Origin of the sequence: Carboxylicivirga litoralis (genome assembly GCF_025499605.1) — a bacterium.
GTDB classification, from domain to species: Bacteria; Bacteroidota; Bacteroidia; order Bacteroidales; family Marinilabiliaceae; genus Carboxylicivirga; species Carboxylicivirga litoralis.
The window spans coordinates 211,408-232,686 of the sequence record NZ_JAFMVC010000006.1 but is presented as its reverse complement, the minus strand read 5'-3'; the positions used below and the strand labels follow the sequence as shown (position 1 = coordinate 232,686).

Below are 21,279 nucleotides of genomic sequence, written 5' to 3'. Positions count from 1 at the left end.
ACACCAGCTACCATGCAAAAATTATTGGCTATATCATTATTACTTTTCACCTTCTCACTCTTTACGGCATCGTCGCAAACCATCGAACCTGAAATAGCTTCGCTGTATGAGCGCCATTGGGAGATTAAACCAGGGATTTACCGGGTATTGAAAGATGGTAAAGTAGGCATAGTGCAAGCCAGTGGAGAAATCATCGTGCCCTGTGAATATAACCAGGTGTGGAACCTGGATGATAATGGCTTTTTCAGAGTGTTGAAATCGGGCAAAGCAGGTGTTTTTCATATTAGCGGTCAAATTATTATTCCGGCTGAATATGATCAGGTTTGGCCGTTTAACAATGGCTTAGCCAAAGTGCTTAAACAAGGAAAATTAGGTTATTTCAATAAGCAGGGTCACCAGGTGGTGCCTTGTGAGTATCAGCAAATATGGGCTTTTGACAACGGACGCGCACGTGTGTTGCGAGCTGGTAAAATTGGCTATATCGATGAAAGCGGTAACGAAATTATTCCTTGTGAATACCAGCAAATTTGGTCATTCGAAAATGGTAAAGCCCGCATTTTAAAAGATGGTAAAGTTGGTTACATCGATTATATGGGTAACGAAATAATTCCACCCATGTACACCCACATCTGGGCCTTTGATGAAGGTAAAGCCAAAGTACTATTGGAAGGACAGATGGTGTGGATAGACGAAAGCGGTCAGCCATTGGATTTGCCGGTGCCGCAGAACGATTATGTGGAACCCTCATCAACCAAAGTAACAACTAAGGGCAAGGATGAAAAAGAAGTGCTGATAGAAGATGAAAACGGCAATAAAACGCATATCCGAATACTAGGCGGTGATATTGTGGTGAATGAGCGAGGTAATGACACTTATATTGAGATTGGTGGTGAAAAGCGTGATCGTTATCGCTATCGTAACCATCGCTTTAAAGGGCACTACACGGGTGTTGAGTTTGCTTTTAATAACTACCTCAACTATAATAACGAAACCGTATCGGCTAGTGACTTTATGGCGCTGGACGCTGGCAAATCGAACAGTTGGGCCATCAATGCCATCCAGTGGAGCATTGGTCTCGACCGAAGAGGCAACATTGGCCTGGTAACCGGTCTGGGGATTGAATGGAACAATTATCATTTTTCCAACCCCATACTATTAACGAAAGATGCCGATGGCAATATTACTTACGAAGATGCCACGCGTCCGCTGGATAAAAACAAGCTGGTAACAACGCATTTAAATATGCCATTGTTGATGGAGTTTCAGGTACCGACCAATCGTTATGGAAATACGTTCTATTTCTCGGCCGGTGCCATTGGCGGCATGCGCATTAACTCCTACAACCGCATTGTGTACGATGACAATGATAATCCGCACAAACAAAAGAAAAAAGGCAGCTACAATGTGCAGCAATTCCGCTATGGTGCCATGGTGCGCATGGGCTACCGCGCCATCAACCTGTTTGGCACCTACTATTTCTCAACCCTGTTTGAAGAAAACAAAGGGCCAGAATTGTACCCGGTTTCGGTGGGTTTAAGTATCTATCTGGATATTTAATAGAACGACTTTCGTAGCTTAAATAAGCTGTTAATAAAGATACGCTCCTTATTAAAAGATTAAACCACAAAGGCACAAAGTTGACAAAGTATTTCTTCGTGTTCTTCGTGCCTTTGTGGTAGATATGCCATACGTAATAAAACCTACCAACAAGCTATCAGCTAAGCCCCTTCTTTGGGATCAACCTCGCTGGGAGCGAGGTTAGGACGACCATGCCCCGAAGCTGTTACGAAGCGGTTCCTAAGGATGAATAACGGAAATACAATCTCTGCTTCACCTGACAGCAATATAGATTTTCAGTTGTCAAGGAAGGTCAATCAAACATTACTTTCATGCCTCTTATCAAAATATTTTATAAACACATGTAATTTATGTGTTCACTTGTTGGTGTAATCATATATTTGCCGGACTAACACTTTAAAACGTAATAAATGAAAAAAATTCTATTGCTTTTAACAGCTTGTTTAATTGCAGGAGCAGGCTATGCGCAAAAATTAAAAACCCTGGACGGAAAGCCGGATTGTATTAAGGGCGACCAAAACATAAACATCATATTTACTTATGATGATTTGAAGGTTGGTAAAATGAGTGAAGCTGATTACATTGAGCGCGAGACGGCTGAACGCAACGAGAAAGAAGCTGGCACTGGAGATGAATGGGCCGTTAAATGGGAAAAGGACCAGGAAGACAGATACCCACCTAAGTTTATAGAGCTATTCAACATTCACGGCGATAAGCTTTTTGGCTCAAAAGTAGTGGCAAACAGCGAAACGGCTAAATACACCATTTGTGTTAATACACCTTTTATCGAGCCAGGTTTTAACGTTGGTGTGATGAGAAAGCCAGCAAAAACCAACCACATCATCACTATTTATGAAACGGCTAAGCCTGATGTGATTTTACACAAATTAGAAATTATCGCCAGCCCGGGTACAGGAGCGGCAGGTTACGATTTTGATGCAGGTTATCGTATCCAGGAGGCCTTTGCTAAGGCTGCTAAGGAATACGCTCAGTTTATGTATAAGAAGCATTTGAAATAGGCTTCAAATACAGAAACGAAAATTAAAGAGGCTGTGTAAAAACACGAATATTTCTCGCAAAGTGCGCAAAGCAAGAAAATCGCAAAGAACGCATAGTATTGAAAAATAACAGTTTAAATTTTGCGACCATTGCGAAAATCTTAGCGGTCTTTGCGTGAATCTTTATTTTCGGATACCCTCTTTTTTCATGTCAAATGTGGTTTTTACCATTGGCCTAAAATAAAAGACATAAAAAAAACCCGGTGAACTCATTCCACCGGGTTTTAATATTTTAGAAGTCGACTTATTGAAAACGACTCTTAATCTTACAAATTCTTAAAGGCTTCGCGCATACTTACTTTTTTGCTGATAATACCCTGAAGATCTGAAATCTTCACGCGCTCCTGTTCCATGGTGTCGCGGTAACGAATAGTTACGGTATCATCTTCTAAAGCCTGGTGGTCTACCGTTACACAGAAAGGCGTACCAATGGCATCCTGACGGCGGTAACGCTTACCAATGCTGTCTTTTTCATCGTACTGACAATTGAAATCGAACTTCAGCTCATCAATAATAGCACGGGCTTTTTCAGGCAGACCATCTTTTTTTACCAATGGCATCACGGCCAGCTTAATTGGAGCTAATACCGGAGGCAGGTTCAATACCACACGGGTTTCTTTTTTGCCGTCTTTTCCTTCTATTTCTTCCTCATTATAAGCACCGGCCATAATGCTTAAGAACATGCGATCCACACCAATAGATGTCTCTACCACGTAAGGTACATAGCTCTTGTTTAACTCAGGGTCGAAGTATTGAATTTTCTTGCCCGAGAACTCCTGATGCTGCGATAAATCGAAGTCGGTACGCGAGTGGATACCTTCCACTTCTTTAAATCCAAATGGCATCTTGAATTCGATATCGGTAGCGGCATTGGCGTAGTGAGCCAACTTCTCATGATCATGATAACGGTACTTTTCTTCACCCATACCCAACGACTTATGCCAGCGCAAACGGGCATCTTTCCAGTAGTCGAACCACTTCATCTCTTCACCCGGACGCACAAAGAATTGCATTTCCATCTGTTCGAACTCACGCATACGGAAAATGAACTGGCGCGCCACAATCTCGTTACGGAAAGCTTTACCAATTTGAGCGATACCAAATGGCAGCTTCATACGACCTGTCTTTTGCACGTTGAGGTAGTTCACAAAAATACCCTGTGCTGTTTCTGGTCGCAAGTAGATGGTTTGAGCACCATCGGCTGTTGAACCCATTTCGGTTGAGAACATCAGGTTAAACTGACGTACATCGGTCCAGTTTTTAGTGCCTGAAATAGGGCAGGCAATTTCGTAATCAACAATAATCTGACGCAAATCTTCCAGGTCGTTATCGTTTAAGGCCTTGGCAAATCGAGCGTGCACTTCATCAATTTTCTTTTGATTAGAAAGAACACGAGGATTGGTTTCCAGAAATTGTGCTTTATCAAAGCTCTCACCAAAACGTTTCTCAGCCTTCTTAACTTCCTTATTGATTTTCTCTTCGAACTTCTGAATCAAGTCCTCGATCAACACATCGGCGCGATAACGTTTTTTACTGTCTTTGTTATCAATCAAAGGATCGTTAAAGGCATCCACATGGCCCGAAGCCTTCCAGGTTGTTGGGTGCATAAAAATAGCCGAGTCGATACCCACCACATTTTCGTGCAACAACACCATGGCATCCCACCAGTATTTCTTAATGTTATTTTTGAGCTCAACTCCATTTTGCGCATAATCATACACAGCGCCTAATCCATCATAGATTTCGCTCGATTGAAAAACAAAACCGTACTCTTTACAGTGAGCCACCAGCTTTTTAAAAACGTCCTCTTGTGCCATATTATATTGTTATGATTTTTAATCGGAAGCACAAAAATAGTTGAAATTTGAAAAGTAGGGAAGTTTTTTTGTGTTAACCTTTAATTGTTTTTGATATAAGCACTTATAGCTTCAATATCTCATGAACGATAAATGATGACCTTATCTTTACCCAATAAACCCTGATACCTGTCAGTTATGTAACTATTAGTGAGTTATCACGTATCTGACTTCTAGCAACCTAGTTCCAAAGTATTGAATATTATATTGAGCATTTGAGAGAAAGGCTTTACAAAGCCGTGGGGATTACTTTTTTGTGGATGAGGAAATATAACAAACCAATTTTATCAGAGGTTAAGATTGACACCAGTACATCGTTAATATTAATGAGTACTGTTTTAGGCGGTGGCAATGGCCAGGGTGGTGGCTGGGGACCTGGTGGAAAGCCCAAAGGTGCAGCCCAAGTTGACAATACTCAACTCACCAGTAATCCTTTTGAAACCAATCCTTTTCAATAATGCACGGTGCTCTCTAATCAAAAATCGAATATATTTTTACTTAAAAAGCCACCCCGAAAAACGGGATGGCTTCAACATTAAGATGTGTGTGTCCTGAATTTCACAGGTTTAAATTCTCGTTAGAATTTAAAGTTTAGTCCGCCGAGCACCATGCCCGGAATTTCATCCATATAAGCAAACTCTCTGTCTTTCATGTTAAGGATATTGCGTCCGTTAACAAAGAAGGTTAAGTTATCATTGGCTTTATATGATACTTTGGTGTTTAATAAGAACTTGCCAGCAATGTTTTCGGTGCTGTATTGCCCCTCGTAGGTTTGCTCGCCGTAGAAGTATGCTTGTGGGAAAATCTCCAGCTTCTTAATTGGGCGATAGGTTAATGAGAAACCACCGAAGTAGGATGGTGTTGATTTATGCTCGTAATCGTCTTTGGTATCTGTTGGCCAGGTTGATGATTCTGCATAGAAAATCTGCGACGGCACATCGGCAGGGGTAATAGCACCAGTAGCCAGACCGTAACCCAATTGCTGTAGTTTCAAAGTGGCAGCATCTGTTTGTTCGGTATTGGCGGATGCTCCAGCAGCTAAAAAGCCAATCAGCTCATTCCGGTTATAAGGCATATAATTATCCAGCTTCGTTTGCTGAACAGTGAAATGCGCATTGGCAACCAATTTTGCATTAATAACCCAGTCAATATTAATGCTTGCTCCCAATTGCTTCGATTTCAAATCTAAATTAGTATACTGAATATTTACTGAATCGGGAAGAACTAATGGCTGTGCTCCTTGTGTTAAAATTGCTAGCGGGTTTTTAATTGCCAAATTGGTATAAACTGGCATCAAGGCACCAAAGCCTTCAGATACATTGTAGAATGCTTCAAAATCAATCAATAAGTTTTTTGTGGGACGTGTACGATAGCCCAATTCAATCATGTCCATGGTTTTTAAATCATGGCTTTTGTTTCCATCGAACTGCATCACACGAGGATAAGGCATGTTGACAATATTCCAGGTGTAGTTAGAATACGTATTAACCAGGAATGATGACTGGTTAGCACGTGAATAAACGGCACGGATAATATTATTGTCATTTAGCTTGTACGAACCTACAAACTGCCATGAAGCATAAATATCATCAGGGTTGTTGTACTGCTCAGCGCGCAAAGCAGCCACTAAACGCAGCTTATCAGTTGGGCGGTAATCGAAGCGAGCACTACCGGCAAAGATATTGATGGTTTGCTCTTCATTTAGATAACCATTACCCACTTTGGCAATGTGTTTTGAATCATCATAAGACATCGACTGGTAGCTAACACCAGGACGGATGCTTACTTTACCCAAATTCCAATCATACTCGGCCTGAATATTGAACTGTTCATTATCCAACTCGAAGCCCTCGTTGCCGGCCATATAATCGATGGTTCCGCCATTATAGTTGGCCTGAAGACTCAGTCCTTTATAGTTCGCTCTTAAATCAACATATGATGTAGCTGCAACTTTTGTGGTATATGGTGTTGGTACATCACCCATACTTGAAGTAACAGCCTGTGATTGTTGATGTCCAGCCATCAGGTTGATGGTCGTATTCTCGTTTGGCATAAAATCCAGATAGGCATTTACCCCCATACGCTCCTTTGCCTGATCAGGATCAGGGAATGACTTATAAATATCATAGGTTTCACCTTTTACATCGTATGGAGGCCATAATGGCAATGTGCCATTTTGCATGCGGTTAATTTCATCACGAGTAAAATAGCCAGGATCAACCGGATTACCATCTAAAGAATACTGAGCTCCGCCTCTGTCATAGATGAGAAGCTCTTCACGTTCACGATCGCGGGTTTCGAAGTTCCCGGTTAAACCGATATTGAATTTATCGCTTATTTTTTTGCGAAATGCCACATCTCCCAGGTAGGTGTTTAATGTACCAGCTTGCACATTACCCGATACAAGAGGCGACTCTTTTGTAATATTCTGGGTGATGATATTGATTACGCCCGACAAGGCATTAGGGCCATACAGTGCACTGGCTGGGCCACGCACTACCTCGATTCGATCGATGTCCTCGAAACTTACCGGAAGCGTTTCCCATAATGTGCCACCATGCGAGTAGTTAAATACCGGACGGCCGTTAATCATTACCAGCGTATTCATATTTTCGGAATACAAAAGCATGTTTTTAGCCGGTAAGTTATCGTTACCACGAATGTGCACATCGTAGTTGCCATTCGTTTTCTCGCGTACAATAACACCAGGCACCAGGCGTAATGCTTCTTCGATTGATGTAGCTCCCGATGCAATAATCTGCTCGTGCGACAAAACGGTTGTTGACAATGGTGAATCGAACAGACTTTCTTCTGACTTTGATGCAGAAGTGACATCCTTATTCAATAGTAATTCATATAATTCTTCAAGCGATGAAACGCCAACAATATCAATGGCTGCCATCAGGTCGTCAAGATCCAAAGCACTTAACTCCTCTGTCGTCATCGATAAAATCTTCTCTTTCGTTAAAGATTTTTCACCTTCCTGAGCCATCGTATTTATGCCTAAGAAAAGTGAAACCAATAAAACTGTGATATATTTAATTCTTAACATTTTTTCGACTTTAAAACGTTGTTATTGCACTTGCATACCCAAACTGAGTACTTTTTGTGTCACCTTTAGGTTATGGCTTTCGATAATAGATGGGCAAATTTCGTAGCGCAATTTACCTCCTACAGTCAAAAATGAAATGCCCGCTCCTTGTTTACATAGGCCACCTTTGTCGGCCACCAACAAAACAGGCTTGCCTTCATTTTCGTGACTTAAAGTGTTCATCAACGAACTTTTTGCACTCCCTAAAAACACCATGTGCGTATCAGCAATGTCTTTTACGCTTCTCGCGGTAACAACCTTAATGCTTTTATTACCTGCTTTTTTAACTTTTGCAATCTTTTCCAGTTCGGCACTAATTTCATCATCACCCAAAACCGTAATAACTAACTCGCTACCAACTGCAGAAGCAGGCCATTCAATGTTTTTGGTAAAGTTGTACAGGAAAAGTGCTTTGAAAGTGGCAGTCTGCCCTTTCATCTCACTCATCATTGCGCCCAAGCACAGGACGCACAGTAACAGAATTGTTTTCTTCATTTGATTTGTTTGTTTTGCATGTATATCAATTTTAGATAGTTCCATTTCTATCAGGCAAGACAAACATTTAGATGACTCTGGGAGATTAACGGCATAGCACACTCATTAGTATTTCTACTGCATGTTACCGGTTGTGAAACCGACCATCACTTAATAGGATGTTTTTATACCGCTAATCCCAATGAGTTTTATATCCAAACCGATTATCTTCCCCAAATAACCTGCTCTTAATAATAATGCGGCGAAAATAGATTTATCGCCACTAATGCCAAAATAATTATGATTAAAGACCATAATATTATGACGAATGAAACAGGTAAAGAAGTACTTATTTCATATACTGCGACATATAATCCTTGATCGTGAAATAGCAAACGATTGAGAGTGGAATCGCTTACAAAAACCGGCTGCCTTTGTTAGAAATGTTTATTAACCCTTATGTTGTCAGTTAAATGGTCGATAATCATAAATGCTTGTGTTATTATCATTATTCGGTGAGTAATATTAGTTCTTCACTTCAATGCTACTATAACCAGAGGCATCTTTTTTCAATTCGATTTGAGTTGTCACACGTTCCTTAAGGGCAGGTACATGACTAATAATACCAATTGTTCGATTGGTTTCGTTCTGCAGTTTCTCCAATGCCGACAATGCCACATCCAGCGTATTTTGGTCGAGGGTTCCAAAGCCTTCATCGATAAACAAGCTACCAATGACCGTGTTTTGTCCTGCCAAATCAGATAATCCTAATGCCAATGACAAACTAACCAAAAAGCTTTCACCACCTGACAGGGTTTTAACCGAACGCTCGGCATTGCCATGATACATATCAACCACAAACAACTCATCGGTCGTATCGTTTTTAACGTGTTTCACTTTGTACCGATCGCTCAACAGTTTCAAATGGTTATTCGCTAATTGAAGCACTTGCTTTAAAGTCAACTCTTGCGCAAACCTTGAAAATTTATTGCCCGTTGCATCTCCAATCAAGCTGCTTAATTCATCCCAGCGCTGAAAATTCTTTTGTTGTTTCTCAATGGCTTGAACTTTCTCCTTTTGCTTCTCTTTATTTTTAATGTCTGTTGCGATTTTTTGTTGCAAGCTGCCCGCATTACCCAAATCAGCTTTCAGTTGCAATTCCTGCTGCGCGATAAGCTCCTTTAATTCAGGCTCGGTGAGTCGGTTGTTTTCAACGGCTGCTTTTATTTGGCTCAGCTTTTCATTTTGCTCTTTTAAAGAATGGTTTAATTCGGTAGAAGTCTTAACAAAAGCTTCTTGTTGCTGCTGTATGCGTCTTGCCTCATCATCTGTCAACAATAAAGAGAGGACATCCTTTATAGAGGCTAATCCTCTTTGTTTTAATTTTTCATTGAGTTGGTGGCTTTGCTGTAACAAATTTTGCTGCTCTTCTTTTAATTCCTTTTCCAAGTCGAATAAACGTTCTTCCAAGGTCTTGAACAGAACAGTTGACTTTTCCAGATTAACCTCCAACAGCTTGCGAGCTTCATCCAGTTGGCTTTGTTGTTTATTTAAGGCCTGTTCAACTTCTTCAGGCACACGGTCTCCGAATAATTTATGGCGTTTATCTTTTTGCTTTACAAGAACTTGCTTGACTTCATTCAACTCATTACTTTGCCTAGCAAAGTTTTGTATATGCTCTTGTAATTGTTTTCCTTTTTCTTTCCAGGCAGTTGATTGTGCCGATAGTTCTTTTTCCTCCAGCTGCAACTGCTCTTTCTTTTTAGCATACAAAGAATAGCTCTTTCTAAGGTTTTCGATGCTTTCACTCAAAGGCATTCCGGCGTTAAATCCAAATCCGGCAAGTTTATCTGTCACCTGATTTTGCAACTTTACCAATGCTTTCAAATCATTGGCCAGCATGGTATATTCTTTGTTTCTTGCAATTGCCTTCTCCAGGCGTTCAATGGTCGTTATTTGTTGCTCCAGTTTCTTAAAATCATTCAAATGCGACTCCCTGGAGTCTTTTACTATTTCCTCGGTAACCTCATTTAAGCCCAACGAATAATTATCAATTACTTGTTGAATTAAATTAGTGTAATCACCTAATTTATTATCACATACAGCTAATTGTTTTGTGTAATTTACAACTGTTGTTTTTAGAACCGACAGCTGTTCACCAAATAGTTTTTCTTTATTCTGCAGTTCGCGATGCTGAGCATTGGTTTTCTTAAGAGCCTCATCTGTCTCACTCTTTGTTGATTGGTAATTATCAATATACGGATGTTGATGAGAACCACATAGGGGACAAGCTTCATCGGGCTTTAAAAGCCGACGTGCATCTTCATACTTAGCCTCCAGTAATTCACGTTCGTGTCGGGCATTAAGTTCGTCAAGGCGTTTTTGATTAATCTCTAAGGCTTGACCAATCTTATTTAACTCTTTCTCCTTTATTGCAATGTTATTAGAGCTTATATCTAACTCTTTAGTTAAGCTTTCTTTTTCGGCCCAAACTCTTTGTTTTTCTCTACAGACATCCAACATGCGTTCAAAAGCCTGGCTCTTTTGCTGAAGTTTTTTAGCGTCTTCTTTTAGTGTCTCAATACCAGGGAGCTCTTTGGGCAAAATGTTTTTTTGGTCCTGAATAAAGCGTTCACTTTGTTCCACCACCTTTTGTACAAGTGTCAAACGCACAGCCTCCTCTGAAGTTTCTTGCAATGCCGTTCGGGTTTGTGCCGATTCCACCGAATTGATGCTATTGTTTACCAGCTCAGCACGATGAGTTATTGTTTGAAGTTGTTGCTCAAGGAGTGGCAATTGGTCACCGGCATTAGCTATGCGGCTATTTTTCTCAAGAAAAGTGGTAATGCTTGTTATTTCTTTTTCTTTTGAACTCAAAAGAGTTTCCTGCTTCTTAATTTCCAGATGCAGCTCATCAATTTGTTGGCCAATAGTTTTGTTCTGCTTCTCAAGTGATTGATAACTATTTTGAACAACCTGTATCTCCGAATCTAAAACACGGACTTGTTTAATAAGCAATTGTGTTTCTTGTTGCTTTTTATCAAAAACATCACTTTCCAGTTTTAGTGACTTAAGTTGAACTTTAGTTGCATCCTGTATCTCCTTCTCAGAATGTAATTTAATACTCTTGTCTGTTTTTTCTTTCTGCTTCTCTTTAATGTTTTTTTCTCTCTGTTCAACAGCAAGTATTTCAGCTTTTAGTGGTACTATTTCCTGATGCTTTTCGAGGCTGATTTGCTTCGTTTTAAACGCCTCTAATTCATTGTTTAGCTGAGCCAGGTGTTTTTTCTTTTCTTCAATTGAAGCTGTTAATTGATTGTATTCCTGAATTTTTTGTAATTGCTTTCTGAATTTACCTAAATCATCCTCGCGCTTTTTATTGCATTTTTTTAAAGTCTCCAACTCATTTTCTGCCGCTTGTCGCTGTTCTTCACTAAGTATCTCAATCCCTTCCAACTGTATTTTTAAATACTCCAGTTCTTTTACCTCTTTGCCGCGCCGCTCATAGCAAGCACGCCCCAATTGACGATAGATCTCTGTCCCTGTAATTTTCTCCAGCAATTCTCCTCGCTCATTGGCATTCGATTTCAGAAAACGGGCAAAATCACCTTGTGACAGCAAAATTGAACGTAAAAACTGGTCGAAGTTAAGACCTATTAACTTAGCATTTTCCTTGGGCACTTCATTTCGTTTGTCAGCCATACTTACAAACTGCCCATCATCTTCCTGCTTAGAAAGCACCAAAGTGTAATCGCGCAGATTACCATTACGATTGCGCGAAATTCCCCACTGAGAGCGGTAAGTAATGTTTTTTACCCGATAATCAAGTTGTGCCCAGGCTTCATCGGTGTTGCGAGTGATAATACTTCCCAGTCGGGCAATGTCATTTTTTGATACTGAACCACTGCGCGGTGTCTGGTTGTATAAGGCCAGAGTAATCGCATCCAAAATGGTGGATTTACCAGCTCCTGTTGGTCCGGTGATGGCAAACAAGCCGGTATTGCCAATTGGCCCTTTTTCAAAATCAATCAGGTGTTCACCTTTCAGCGAATTCAGGTTTTTTATGCGAAGTTGAAGTAATTGCATGTACTATTCGTTTTCCGATTGATGAAAGAAATCATCCATTAATTCAGCAAAAGTTTCCGATACGCTTTCTTGATTATGCACTTTTTTGGCCGATAATAAATTATCAAACACATCATTAATACTTAAATCTGCCAATGAGTTCACGGCTTCATAATCATCCAACTGATTATCGTTTATAAATCGTAAACTTGGCTTGGTAATAAGTAATTGATTATCTGTCTTATTAACATCTTCAATTAAAGTTTCAAACTTAGCTCTGATTGAAGTATCCAGAACCTGCTCTTCAATCATCACCTCAGCCCAGTCTTCGAGTTCCGAAGTGCCTTTATAGTTAGTTAGCTGCTCCGAAACCTCTTCAAAACTACCTTTAAAAGCGATCAACTTGCGGAAGGCTGGCACTTTAATATCACGGATATCTACTATCTTTTTTCCTTCAACCGATAATACGATAACCTGCTTGTTATCTTTTCTCTCTGAGAAACTTAAAGGCAATGGAGAACCTGAATAACGAATGGTGTCTTTAAACTTTTGCGGGCGATGAATGTGCCCTAATGCCACATAGTCAAATTTGTCCGGAAATGAATCCACCCTTAGACCTGCCAGGTTACCAATATGAATATCACGTTCGCTTTCTGACTGGCTGGCACCCTGCACATATAAATGGCCCATTGCGATAAGCGGACAAGTATATTTGCCGGCTTCTTCTGCCAATTGCTGGTAGTGTTTTACGATACCATTGTTAACAGCGTCTTTGGCTTCTTCATAAGATTCACTGGCATTAATCTCGCGAATATCTTTATCGCGCAAAAACGGAACGGCCGCTACCACACATTGCAGCTCATTATTAATAGATACCTCAATTAATTCGTCACTGATAGTCTCTTTTGCACCTCCAATTACCTGAATATTTAGCGCTGACAACACATCGGCAGGCGCTTCCAGGGTGCTAATATAATCGTGATTACCTCCTGTAATAATCACCTGACGACAGGAACTACCAATTAAAGAGGTTAAAAACTGGTAATACAGCTTTAGGGCGCTGTTCGAAGGAAAACCAACGTCGAATACATCACCTGAAATCAGGAGCACGTCAATGCCCTCATCCTGAATTTGCTGATGCAACCAATTAAATAATAACTGAAACTCCTCGTCGCGATCATGGCCATGCAATTTTTGTCCAATGTGCCAATCGGAGGTATGAAGTATCTTCATTAACAACTATTTAAATAATTCTTCCAAAATAATGATGGATGATTCAATGCACTTTGAACAGACTCTGTCTTTAAGCTTGTGCTCTGTGAAAAACTGCCTGCCGGCATCTGTTCTGATATCACATTCCAACAAATGAACACACTGATCGGTTTGGTGTCGCTGGCAAAACTCCTTGCGAAATGTTTGAATCATCTCAGGTGTTAACGTTTTTCGTTTATCAAAGTCGTCAATCACCTTTGAATTATGAAGTCCAATCACCATGTAAGCTCCAGTTACCGCGCCACAAGCTTTTTGCATTTTCCCCATGCCACCTCCAAAACCAAGGGCCATATCTAGGGCTTGTTGCTCGTTCACATCTAATTCGTCAACGTAGGCTTTTATAACCGATTGTGCGCAATTGTTGCCATTGTAGAAAGCATCAATTGCTGTAGTTATTTTCTTTTCCATGTGCAGGTGATTTGTTAGCACTGTAAAAATAACAAATGATTTGTTTTTTGTTGAGTATAACAGCTGTTGATTCTACTAAAAACAATATTGCAATTGAACTTTCCATTCTGTCAGCTGATTGCCATCTATCAGCTGGTAAGCTGAGCCTATCTCATCTAAATTGGAATAATTGGTATGAGCCAGCCTCGCCCAGATTCGAAGGTTTTTAACAGGCTTAACGCTGGCGTTTAAAAGCACCCTTGTGCCTTTATTCATATAAGCCGGAATGGTAAAAGCATACAGCACATCTGGCTCGTAAGCATAGATGCGACTGTTGTAATCTTCAATATTAAAAAGCACATAGCGAGCACTTAAGCTGAACTTCGCAGCTTTAAAACTCACATCCTGAAAAGCCATCCAACCGGCGCTTGATGTTTCATCTTGTTTATAAAAAGCTTGCTCAAGCTGTGTTTGAAAACGCCATCTATCACTTGGTTTATAAGTATAAAACAATCGCAAATTATCCTTCTGGTAATTAACTACTTTATACATAACTACACTTTCACTTGTGTTGATTTCTTTCTGAGTTGACTTGTAGCGTAAATAGGCCGAATGATGATTATTTAAATGATAATCGGCTTGAGCAAACCACTCAAATCCCGTTGAAGGACGATAGACATTATAACGTAACCAATCGTATGAAAACACGTCGGCAAAGGCTTTTAATGACAAGCGACTTAGGGGTTTCAGGCAGATGGATGCAAACGCACCAGATTCACCGCCTCTGCTGGATGATTCAGAAAATGGGTTGGAAAGGATGGCCGAGTAACCTTTACTATATTGACGATAAGCCACTGAAACAGCTATATCAAATCCAGGATTGTAAGTTAATCCCTGGTAAATACCATAATCTGTATAATTTTGGACAGCGACCTCGCCAAACAGGGTTAAGCGATTTAAGAATAAGGCATTGGATAACCATACTGTTTCCTGCTTATTGCCAGAAAAGCGGTATTTATCTTTTAAATGTTCTTTTTTCGCTATCGACTCATCAATCGACCAATTGACATAACCCGCATCCAAATGAAACAGATGGTGCCGATAGGCTGTTTGCAGACCATAAACGGTTTCATTTATTGCCAAACGATTATCCAACTCGGTTTGAGTGCGATGATAACCCGTTTCCTGTAGCGATGAGATGCTGAGCTCGTTAAGGGTATCGTTTACAAAGGATGCATCGCGCTTTTTGTACGAAGCAAAGGGCGACACCGACCAAGAGCCAAAATTAAGTTTAACAGCTGTTCCTCTTAAAAATGAGCTTTCATTAACCGATGTATAGGAATTGATACCTTTCGCACGCCGTCGTAATTGAGCTATCTCTGTCGATTTTGAAAAGGCCATATCTGTCCAAACACCTAAACCCTGCCCAAATGACAAGCGATAATCTCCTATAATCCATGTATCGATAAATTTTATGGGATTGTTGATACGTACAAATCCCGATGTGAAATCTGCTTCCGGGAAATAATTAGGAAAAGCCTTTTCACCCTGATCCTTTTCCAAGGTGAAGCCAGCCTCAATCTTATCTCCATAGTAAAAGCGTGCTCGCGCCAGCCATTTCTCTTTCGAACCCAAATAGGCAGATGGGGTGGTGTCATTTATAGCTTTATAGCCAATTGGTGTTTGCACCGTGCTTTGAACCCGAGACAAAACATTGCCGTAGAACCTGTTATTCTTCTTTTGCTCAGTTGGTTCAACCACCACAAATGGCAAAAGGTAAGAGATAGTCAGGCTATCCATTTGCTCCACTGCCTGCAGTTCATAAACAGAATGCAGCTCGCCATTGGTATAACGGTAATACAGGAAATTCTCAATCTGATAATCGTTTAAGAAAAACAGTTGCTCCAAATCTTCTTTTTTCGCCTCGTTTAGGTTAATTGGATGCTGACTAATCATTATTAGCTCATTAACCATTTCTTCGTAATCTATATTACCAAGCTGCTGGTCGGCCATCGTTTCCAGCATGTCGCTTATCATTTTTTGCAAATCATCAGTTTGTTGAGCAAACATCAATAACGGCCAGCACAAACAGACTGTAAATAACAATCGCTTTACCATTATTTTTGTTTCTTCTTAAATGAATACGTTAAACCAGCACCCGATGTGATGCCCAATTGCTGATGATGTGCAAAGCCAACATCGATGGCTAAACCTGCAATGTGGAAAGCTCCACCGAAAGTCAATTCAACAGGCTGACCTTTAACACCACCTCGAACAAACAACTTGTCTTTAAAACTAAACTGAAGTGCTGCTTTGTAAACCAGGTCATGCTCTAATTGCTTTTCGACTTCAACTACTGACATAAAACGTGAAGCAATAGAATATTTAATGGCAGTATTAAAGAAGGTTGGCAAGGCATATTCATCATCTTGGTATTTGATTTTGCCTTGCTCCGGATTTTGAATGTAAACACCCAGTTCAAAACTCCCTGAAATTGTAAATCCCAATCCTAACGAAGCATAAAAAGCATCGGCTCTATCGGCTGCTTCAATCTGATGCGATAAATAATTGAATTGCATTCCCGCTTTTACATTTTCGCCAAATAGGCGACTATAGGACAAAGCATATCGGCTATAATTACTTTTGGAATATCCTGTCTGAAAAACCAGTCCTGAGAAAGTGCCAACACGCGAAGGAAGCACCAGAGTTACGGCCCTAGAGCTGAGTTCATCCATATTAAAACGCATCTGATAGGCTGCTCCAACCGAAATGTTTTGATAGGCAGAAAGATTAGCTGTATTACTTAGACTGGCCCAGGGCGAATCTTCAAAAACTTTGGTGAATGCCAACGATGAACTGACAGGTCCTGAATAATCAAGAGATTGTGCATGGATTGAAAATTGAAAGCTATAAAGCCCCAATAAAAGGATTAAGGTTGATTTAGTCATATCTGGATTTTAGTCTTATCAATAAAAATATTTACATAAATCCAGAATGTCAAATGATACAACCAGGCTAATTGACTAAATGTATATAAATAGATATATATTGAGACCTCTTGAGGGAATCGTTAATGATGCATTTAGAACATGAAACCTTCTAAACTATTTTTCGTATTCAGTGCTCATGAGCCAATCTAATCACAATATAAAAAATGCTAACACCCTCAATCAGGTATTTTCAAGTCTCAATTCTTTTTTAATAGAACACCTTAAACACTCCATTGTTGTTATAGTTCAACTTGATGAAAAGCGTGATGCGGGTTATGTTAAGAGTATAGGAGGGATTAATAAGCCGATATTTAACAAACTCATTCGTATTTTAGGTTTAAATCCGGTTGGAAAATATTTCAAAAACACGACTTATGGTCGCAAGCACATCTATTCCTCGCGACACTTCAAACAATTCCCAAGCAATTTATATGAATTATCTGGAAAGCTTTTTCCGGAATGGCTATTCAAAACCATCGAAAATCTGTTCAATTTTGATAACATCTATTACAAAGGTCTTACGTGTGATAATCAGGCCATGGGTGCGGTCGTTGTGTTTACACGTGAAAATGAAGATTATAAACTGAGTGCTCTGGAAATCGAAGTGGACAGGTATGCCCTCAAAATGAAAGAAATCCTGGATGATTACAATAGCGAAATACTTGGCATTGGCATCAAAGAACGTTTTACCCATGCCTTATTGGCCAATATTAATCATGAAATTAGAACTCCATTAAATGGCATTATTGGTTTACTGGATGCGGGACTCAAACTTTTAAATGAAAATGAAAACACGCGTGAGCTTACGCATACCATTTGGCAAAATTCAATAGACCTAACAAACAAACTCGACAGCCTTTTGCTTATCTCCGAGTTTGAAGCCAAAAGCGTTTCCTTGAAACTCAGAATGCAAACCATAGAATCACTTATTATTCAACTAAACAATGTGATACGTGGGATAGGAAATGAATATAAGTCAAGAGAAATTAACCTGTTTTATAATGCGTCTGTCAATCTGGGTTTAACAACCTACATTGATTTGTATTATTTCGATTTTACTATTAGAGAGTTGTTGCGTAATGCAATCAAGTTTTCGGAAGAGAAAATCGACATTAAACTAAAAACGTTTAAAAATGCAATTGTGATTGATGTCATTGATAAAGGCATTGGAATGACGGCGCAAGAACAAGAGTTTCTTTTCTCGCGCTACTTTCAAAGCCATAAAAAAACAACAACACGTAATGGATTGGGAATTGGCTTAAGTATTATTAAACACATCGCCAGACACCATAACTGGTCAATTAACATTAAAAGTGAAACAAACAAAGGTACTTGTGTTCAATTACGCCTGCCTATAACCAGCTAAATAATTTTTCAATTGTTTGCTCTTTGCTTATTAACAGTGTTTGAAAACCCAGTTTAGCAGCAGCATTCAGGTTAATTTGCGAATCATCTAAAAACAATGTTGTCGAAGGGTTGAGCCCTGTCTCTTCAACCACTTTCTTAAAGGCCCCTAAATCTGGTTTGCTCTGCTTGATTTTATACGAATAAAATACCTCAGTAAAAAGCTTTTCAGCATTTTCATAACCATCGGCCATTTGCGTATATTTCTTACAGTGTAACTCATTGGTATTACTCAATAAATAGACTGGGTAGCGGCACTTTAGCTTTTCCACGACTTCAATGCGCTCTTTACGGAAAGCCACAATCATTTCGTTCCAGGCATTAACTATTTGTATGTCTTTAACTCGTTGAGGTAAAAGCTCCTGAATCTGTTCAATAAACTCATCCGTAGTAATAGCTCCCAGTTCATATTGCTTAAAAAGTCCTTGGTGATGAGCTTGTGTAATTTGCACATCCAGGTTTTTTAAACCCAGCCGGCTAAAAGCTTCAATGGCTGCAGCTGGACTGATATCAACTATCACTCCTCCAAGATCAAACAAATAAGTATCAATTTCAGGCCAGTTTATTTCCTTTTCTTGCATTGCGATGAGTTTCAAGCGTTGACTACAAATGTATAAACAGAAACAAGAATGATTATGCTTAAAAGATAAATAATTAATTGAATCTATCTTAACCTTATTACAATTTGTGGGCTTCATACCACTGTTAATTCATTTAAATTCTTAGTTTTGCTAACCTGAAATGTGCTAATGTTTTTTTAGCAAACAGAAACCTCAAATATCACCATCTATTATGTCAATATTGGAAAACATTCTGGAAGAAGCTGAAGAATGGGCGGTTAACAAACATAAGAAACCTGCCGACTATGACGAATCAAAGCTTCCAAAACTAACGCAAATAGCCAATACGATCACTTGCGGTTCGGTGCTATTATGCAGCGGTACTGCAGCCGAAAGCCGACTAATTGAAGAGATTGATGGCACCGATTTTAGTCATGCAGCTATGATTGTTAAATTTAAAAACAGCAAAGAGCTTTATCTATGGACTGCCGACACTGTTGACGAACTGGTTGATGAAATCAGGAAAGAGAAAGATATAAAACATGCCGGCACGCATCTATTGAAACTGGAAGAGTATGTTGCCTCTTTGGATAAAATTTATCCCTCGCCCGATGGTTCAAGCTATCGATTTGCCGTTGCGCGCCTGCAAGGTGTTGATGTTGACGAAAAAAAACTTTGGAACATATTATATAAGTACGATGGCACACCATTTCCGTCAACTGAAGATGAGTTGCTTCACTGGCTAGCCGGACAACTTGATATTGATGCAGGTATGGACACGTCATTTTGCGCTCAAATGGTGGCAAAAACTTACCAGGAGATGGGCTGGTTATCTTCAGATAAACCAGCTAATCATTACAATCCCGGATCGTTTGCTAAAACAGATGATATAAACGAAAAGTTAATTAACGGTGCAAAACTGGCATCCCCGGAATATTTTAAGTTGTAAAAAGGCGTCAAAAAGTGGTATAATTTGAGCTTCGAAACACAGAACATAAAACAGAACTTCAGACTTTATCTAGAGGAGATAACCATAAGGTATATACCGGCTTTTACCATCTCTGCTATGGTTATCATCTCTTGGTTTGCCTATTCCGATTTATTTATCCGTCAGAGTGTTAATGCATTTTATACCCGCCTTATTCCACTTGCGCTGGGTTACTCTCTATTGTTTTTCCACTACCTTAACAAAGGGAAAAACAAACGGCTTGAATACAATTGGTACAACATACTTACTTTAAGTACCTTATTAATGATGTATGCCAAATACCTGGTCTACCTCCCATACGAAGGTGACGCTTATTCGGTAACGGGCATTATTGTACTTATATTCATTCTGGCACTTGATTTTAAGGTTAGTTTGCCAAGTGCTATCTTGTCGTTTTTCGGACCACTGCTTGCTACCATCTTAACTTTCTTGTTTGTCGCAGAACTTCCTGATTCGAAATGGGTTAATTATTCCAACTTGTTTCCGATGACCATAATTGCTTTTATCGCAAATAGGGCTCACTACAGATTGAGGTACAAACTATTTAAATCAAATTATCTGCTCAATATCGAACAACAAAATGCGAAAGAGCTATACGAGGAAACGCTTTGTGTTAACGAATATCTGAATGAGAAGAATGAGAAAATTGAACAACAAAAAAAATCCATTATTGCGGCCAATAAAGAGCTTCGGAAATTAAGTCAAACCAAAGACAAATTTTTCTCTATCATATCACACGACCTGAAAACCCCATTTAATTCAATCATTGGATTCTCCAGCTTGCTGTCTCAACACTACGATCAGTTTTCAGATGAAGATCGTAAGAATTACCTGGATATTATTGAAAAAAGTGCCAACAATACGCACAAGCTATTAGATAATTTGCTTGAGTGGTCGCAATTACAGAACTCAAAAGACAACCTGAAATTAGAGAAAACCAACTTATTTCTGCTGGGGAATGAAATTATTGCCTTATTACAGCAAATGGGCGATGAAAAAGAAATAACACTAATCAACAACATCGAAGCCGATACCGAAGCAAAGGTTGATATCAATAAAATAAAAAGCGTAATGCGCAATCTGGTTTCAAATGCCATTAAGTTCACAAAAGAAGGAGGAAGCGTTACCCTTGAAAGCAATACTTCAAATGGAGCCCTTGAATTGTCCGTTGCTGATACAGGCATTGGTATTGAACCAGATAAAGTAAATCGCTTATTCAATATTTCTGAAAAAGTATCCACTCCGGGCACCAATAAAGAATCAGGAACTGGCCTGGGGCTGCTACTATGCGACGAATTTGTTAAACGTCACAATGGAAGAATCTGGGTTGTGAGCGAAATAAACAAAGGCACTACCTTTAAATTCTCGTTACCTCAAAACACCAATGTCAACTAACTCAATAAATTGTGTTAAACCAAGTTAAATCAACACAATAAGTCACTTTTTTACTGCACAAAGCAAAGTCAAAAACTTCATTTTTGATGAAAAGCATTATCTTTGCAGCACTTTTCTCATTTTTTGGACAGAAAAGGTAACGGTTGACAGTTAATTCTGTC

At 39.5% G+C, this 21,279-nt stretch carries 15 protein-coding genes; 6 read left to right on the top strand and 9 right to left on the bottom strand.

Annotated features, from left to right (window positions below; genetic code table 11):
* The first annotated feature begins 12 nt into the window (after positions 1-12).
* Together J1N10_RS08500 and J1N10_RS08495 are read left to right on the top strand one after the other, a co-directional pair.
* Positions 13-1,557, top strand: a complete 1,545-nt coding sequence (locus J1N10_RS08500; RefSeq protein WP_262326268.1) for a WG repeat-containing protein — start codon at positions 13-15, stop codon at positions 1,555-1,557.
* 431 nt (positions 1,558-1,988) lie between these two features.
* Positions 1,989-2,597: a hypothetical protein gene (locus J1N10_RS08495; protein ID WP_262326267.1), complete on the top strand. Its 609-nt coding sequence runs from the start codon at positions 1,989-1,991 to the stop codon at positions 2,595-2,597.
* A gap of 305 nt (positions 2,598-2,902) precedes the next feature.
* Here J1N10_RS08495 and J1N10_RS08490 read toward each other — a convergent pair whose 3' ends face one another.
* Positions 2,903-4,453: a glycine--tRNA ligase gene (locus J1N10_RS08490; protein WP_262326266.1), complete on the bottom strand. Its 1,551-nt coding sequence runs from the start codon at positions 4,451-4,453 to the stop codon at positions 2,903-2,905.
* Positions 4,454-4,752: 299 nt separating this feature from the next.
* Here J1N10_RS08490 and J1N10_RS08485 point away from each other — a divergent pair, with 299 nt between their 5' ends.
* Entirely contained in the window at positions 4,753-4,950 is a 198-nt protein-coding gene (locus tag J1N10_RS08485) for a hypothetical protein (protein WP_262326265.1), read from the top strand.
* Between the two features lie 119 nt (positions 4,951-5,069).
* Here the strand turns inward: J1N10_RS08485 and J1N10_RS08480 are convergent, their stop codons facing one another.
* The 7 genes from J1N10_RS08480 to J1N10_RS08450 form a co-directional block, all read right to left on the bottom strand.
* Positions 5,070-7,544, bottom strand: a complete 2,475-nt coding sequence (locus tag J1N10_RS08480) for a TonB-dependent receptor plug domain-containing protein (RefSeq protein ID WP_262326264.1) — start codon at positions 7,542-7,544, stop codon at positions 5,070-5,072.
* A 21-nt stretch (positions 7,545-7,565) separates the two neighbouring features.
* Positions 7,566-8,078 carry a YfiR family protein gene (locus J1N10_RS08475; protein WP_262326263.1) on the bottom strand — a complete coding sequence of 171 codons (513 nt, stop codon included), beginning with the start codon at positions 8,076-8,078 and terminating at the stop codon, positions 7,566-7,568.
* Positions 8,079-8,582: 504 nt separating this feature from the next.
* Positions 8,583-12,143 (bottom strand): SbcC/MukB-like Walker B domain-containing protein, encoded by a 3,561-nt coding sequence (locus J1N10_RS08470; protein WP_262326262.1) that lies wholly within the window; start codon positions 12,141-12,143, stop codon positions 8,583-8,585.
* A 3-nt stretch (positions 12,144-12,146) separates the two neighbouring features.
* The gene (locus tag J1N10_RS08465) at positions 12,147-13,355 is read right to left on the bottom strand and encodes an exonuclease SbcCD subunit D C-terminal domain-containing protein (protein ID WP_262326261.1); all 1,209 of its coding nucleotides are present in this window, start codon (positions 13,353-13,355) and stop codon (positions 12,147-12,149) included.
* Positions 13,356-13,361: 6 nt separating this feature from the next.
* Positions 13,362-13,802: a C-GCAxxG-C-C family protein gene (locus J1N10_RS08460; RefSeq protein WP_262326260.1), complete on the bottom strand. Its 441-nt coding sequence runs from the start codon at positions 13,800-13,802 to the stop codon at positions 13,362-13,364.
* Positions 13,803-13,877: 75 nt separating this feature from the next.
* On the bottom strand, positions 13,878-15,818 hold the full coding sequence (locus J1N10_RS08455; RefSeq protein ID WP_262326259.1) for a helix-hairpin-helix domain-containing protein: 1,941 nt from the start codon (positions 15,816-15,818) through the stop codon (positions 13,878-13,880).
* 80 nt (positions 15,819-15,898) lie between these two features.
* Complete coding sequence (locus J1N10_RS08450; protein ID WP_262326258.1) at positions 15,899-16,729, bottom strand: hypothetical protein; 831 nt, start codon at positions 16,727-16,729, stop codon at positions 15,899-15,901.
* Between the two features lie 178 nt (positions 16,730-16,907).
* Here J1N10_RS08450 and J1N10_RS08445 point away from each other — a divergent pair, with 178 nt between their 5' ends.
* Positions 16,908-18,137 (top strand): sensor histidine kinase, encoded by a 1,230-nt coding sequence (locus J1N10_RS08445; protein ID WP_262326257.1) that lies wholly within the window; start codon positions 16,908-16,910, stop codon positions 18,135-18,137.
* Here the strand turns inward: J1N10_RS08445 and J1N10_RS08440 are convergent.
* Entirely contained in the window at positions 18,124-18,756 is a 633-nt protein-coding gene (locus tag J1N10_RS08440; protein WP_262326256.1) for an HAD family hydrolase, read from the bottom strand. The genes J1N10_RS08445 and J1N10_RS08440 overlap by 14 nt on opposite strands.
* Positions 18,757-18,967: 211 nt before the next feature.
* Here J1N10_RS08440 and J1N10_RS08435 point away from each other — a divergent pair, with 211 nt between their 5' ends.
* A complete protein-coding gene (locus tag J1N10_RS08435) occupies positions 18,968-19,684 on the top strand; it encodes a hypothetical protein (protein ID WP_262326255.1) in 717 nt (238 codons plus the stop codon).
* Positions 19,685-19,708: 24 nt separating this feature from the next.
* Positions 19,709-21,118, top strand: a complete 1,410-nt coding sequence (locus tag J1N10_RS08430; protein WP_262326254.1) for a sensor histidine kinase — start codon at positions 19,709-19,711, stop codon at positions 21,116-21,118.
* Positions 21,119-21,279: the final 161 nt, after the last annotated feature.

Bases quoted from the DNA above. Each gene is read 5' to 3' on its own strand.
- J1N10_RS08500 (WP_262326268.1), top strand. From the start codon at position 13: ATGCAAAAATTATTGGCTATATCATTATTACTTTTCACCTTCTCACTC.
- J1N10_RS08495 (WP_262326267.1), top strand. From the start codon at position 1,989: ATGAAAAAAATTCTATTGCTTTTAACAGCTTGTTTAATTGCAGGAGCA.
- J1N10_RS08490 (WP_262326266.1), bottom strand. From the start codon at position 4,453: ATGGCACAAGAGGACGTTTTTAAAAAGCTGGTGGCTCACTGTAAAGAG.
- J1N10_RS08485 (WP_262326265.1), top strand. From the start codon at position 4,753: ATGAGGAAATATAACAAACCAATTTTATCAGAGGTTAAGATTGACACC.
- J1N10_RS08480 (WP_262326264.1), bottom strand. From the start codon at position 7,544: ATGTTAAGAATTAAATATATCACAGTTTTATTGGTTTCACTTTTCTTA.
- J1N10_RS08475 (WP_262326263.1), bottom strand. From the start codon at position 8,078: ATGAAGAAAACAATTCTGTTACTGTGCGTCCTGTGCTTGGGCGCAATG.
- J1N10_RS08470 (WP_262326262.1), bottom strand. From the start codon at position 12,143: ATGCAATTACTTCAACTTCGCATAAAAAACCTGAATTCGCTGAAAGGT.
- J1N10_RS08465 (WP_262326261.1), bottom strand. From the start codon at position 13,355: ATGAAGATACTTCATACCTCCGATTGGCACATTGGACAAAAATTGCAT.
- J1N10_RS08460 (WP_262326260.1), bottom strand. From the start codon at position 13,802: ATGGAAAAGAAAATAACTACAGCAATTGATGCTTTCTACAATGGCAAC.
- J1N10_RS08455 (WP_262326259.1), bottom strand. From the start codon at position 15,818: ATGATAAGCGACATGCTGGAAACGATGGCCGACCAGCAGCTTGGTAAT.
- J1N10_RS08450 (WP_262326258.1), bottom strand. From the start codon at position 16,729: ATGACTAAATCAACCTTAATCCTTTTATTGGGGCTTTATAGCTTTCAA.
- J1N10_RS08445 (WP_262326257.1), top strand. From the start codon at position 16,908: ATGAGCCAATCTAATCACAATATAAAAAATGCTAACACCCTCAATCAG.
- J1N10_RS08440 (WP_262326256.1), bottom strand. From the start codon at position 18,756: ATGCAAGAAAAGGAAATAAACTGGCCTGAAATTGATACTTATTTGTTT.
- J1N10_RS08435 (WP_262326255.1), top strand. From the start codon at position 18,968: ATGTCAATATTGGAAAACATTCTGGAAGAAGCTGAAGAATGGGCGGTT.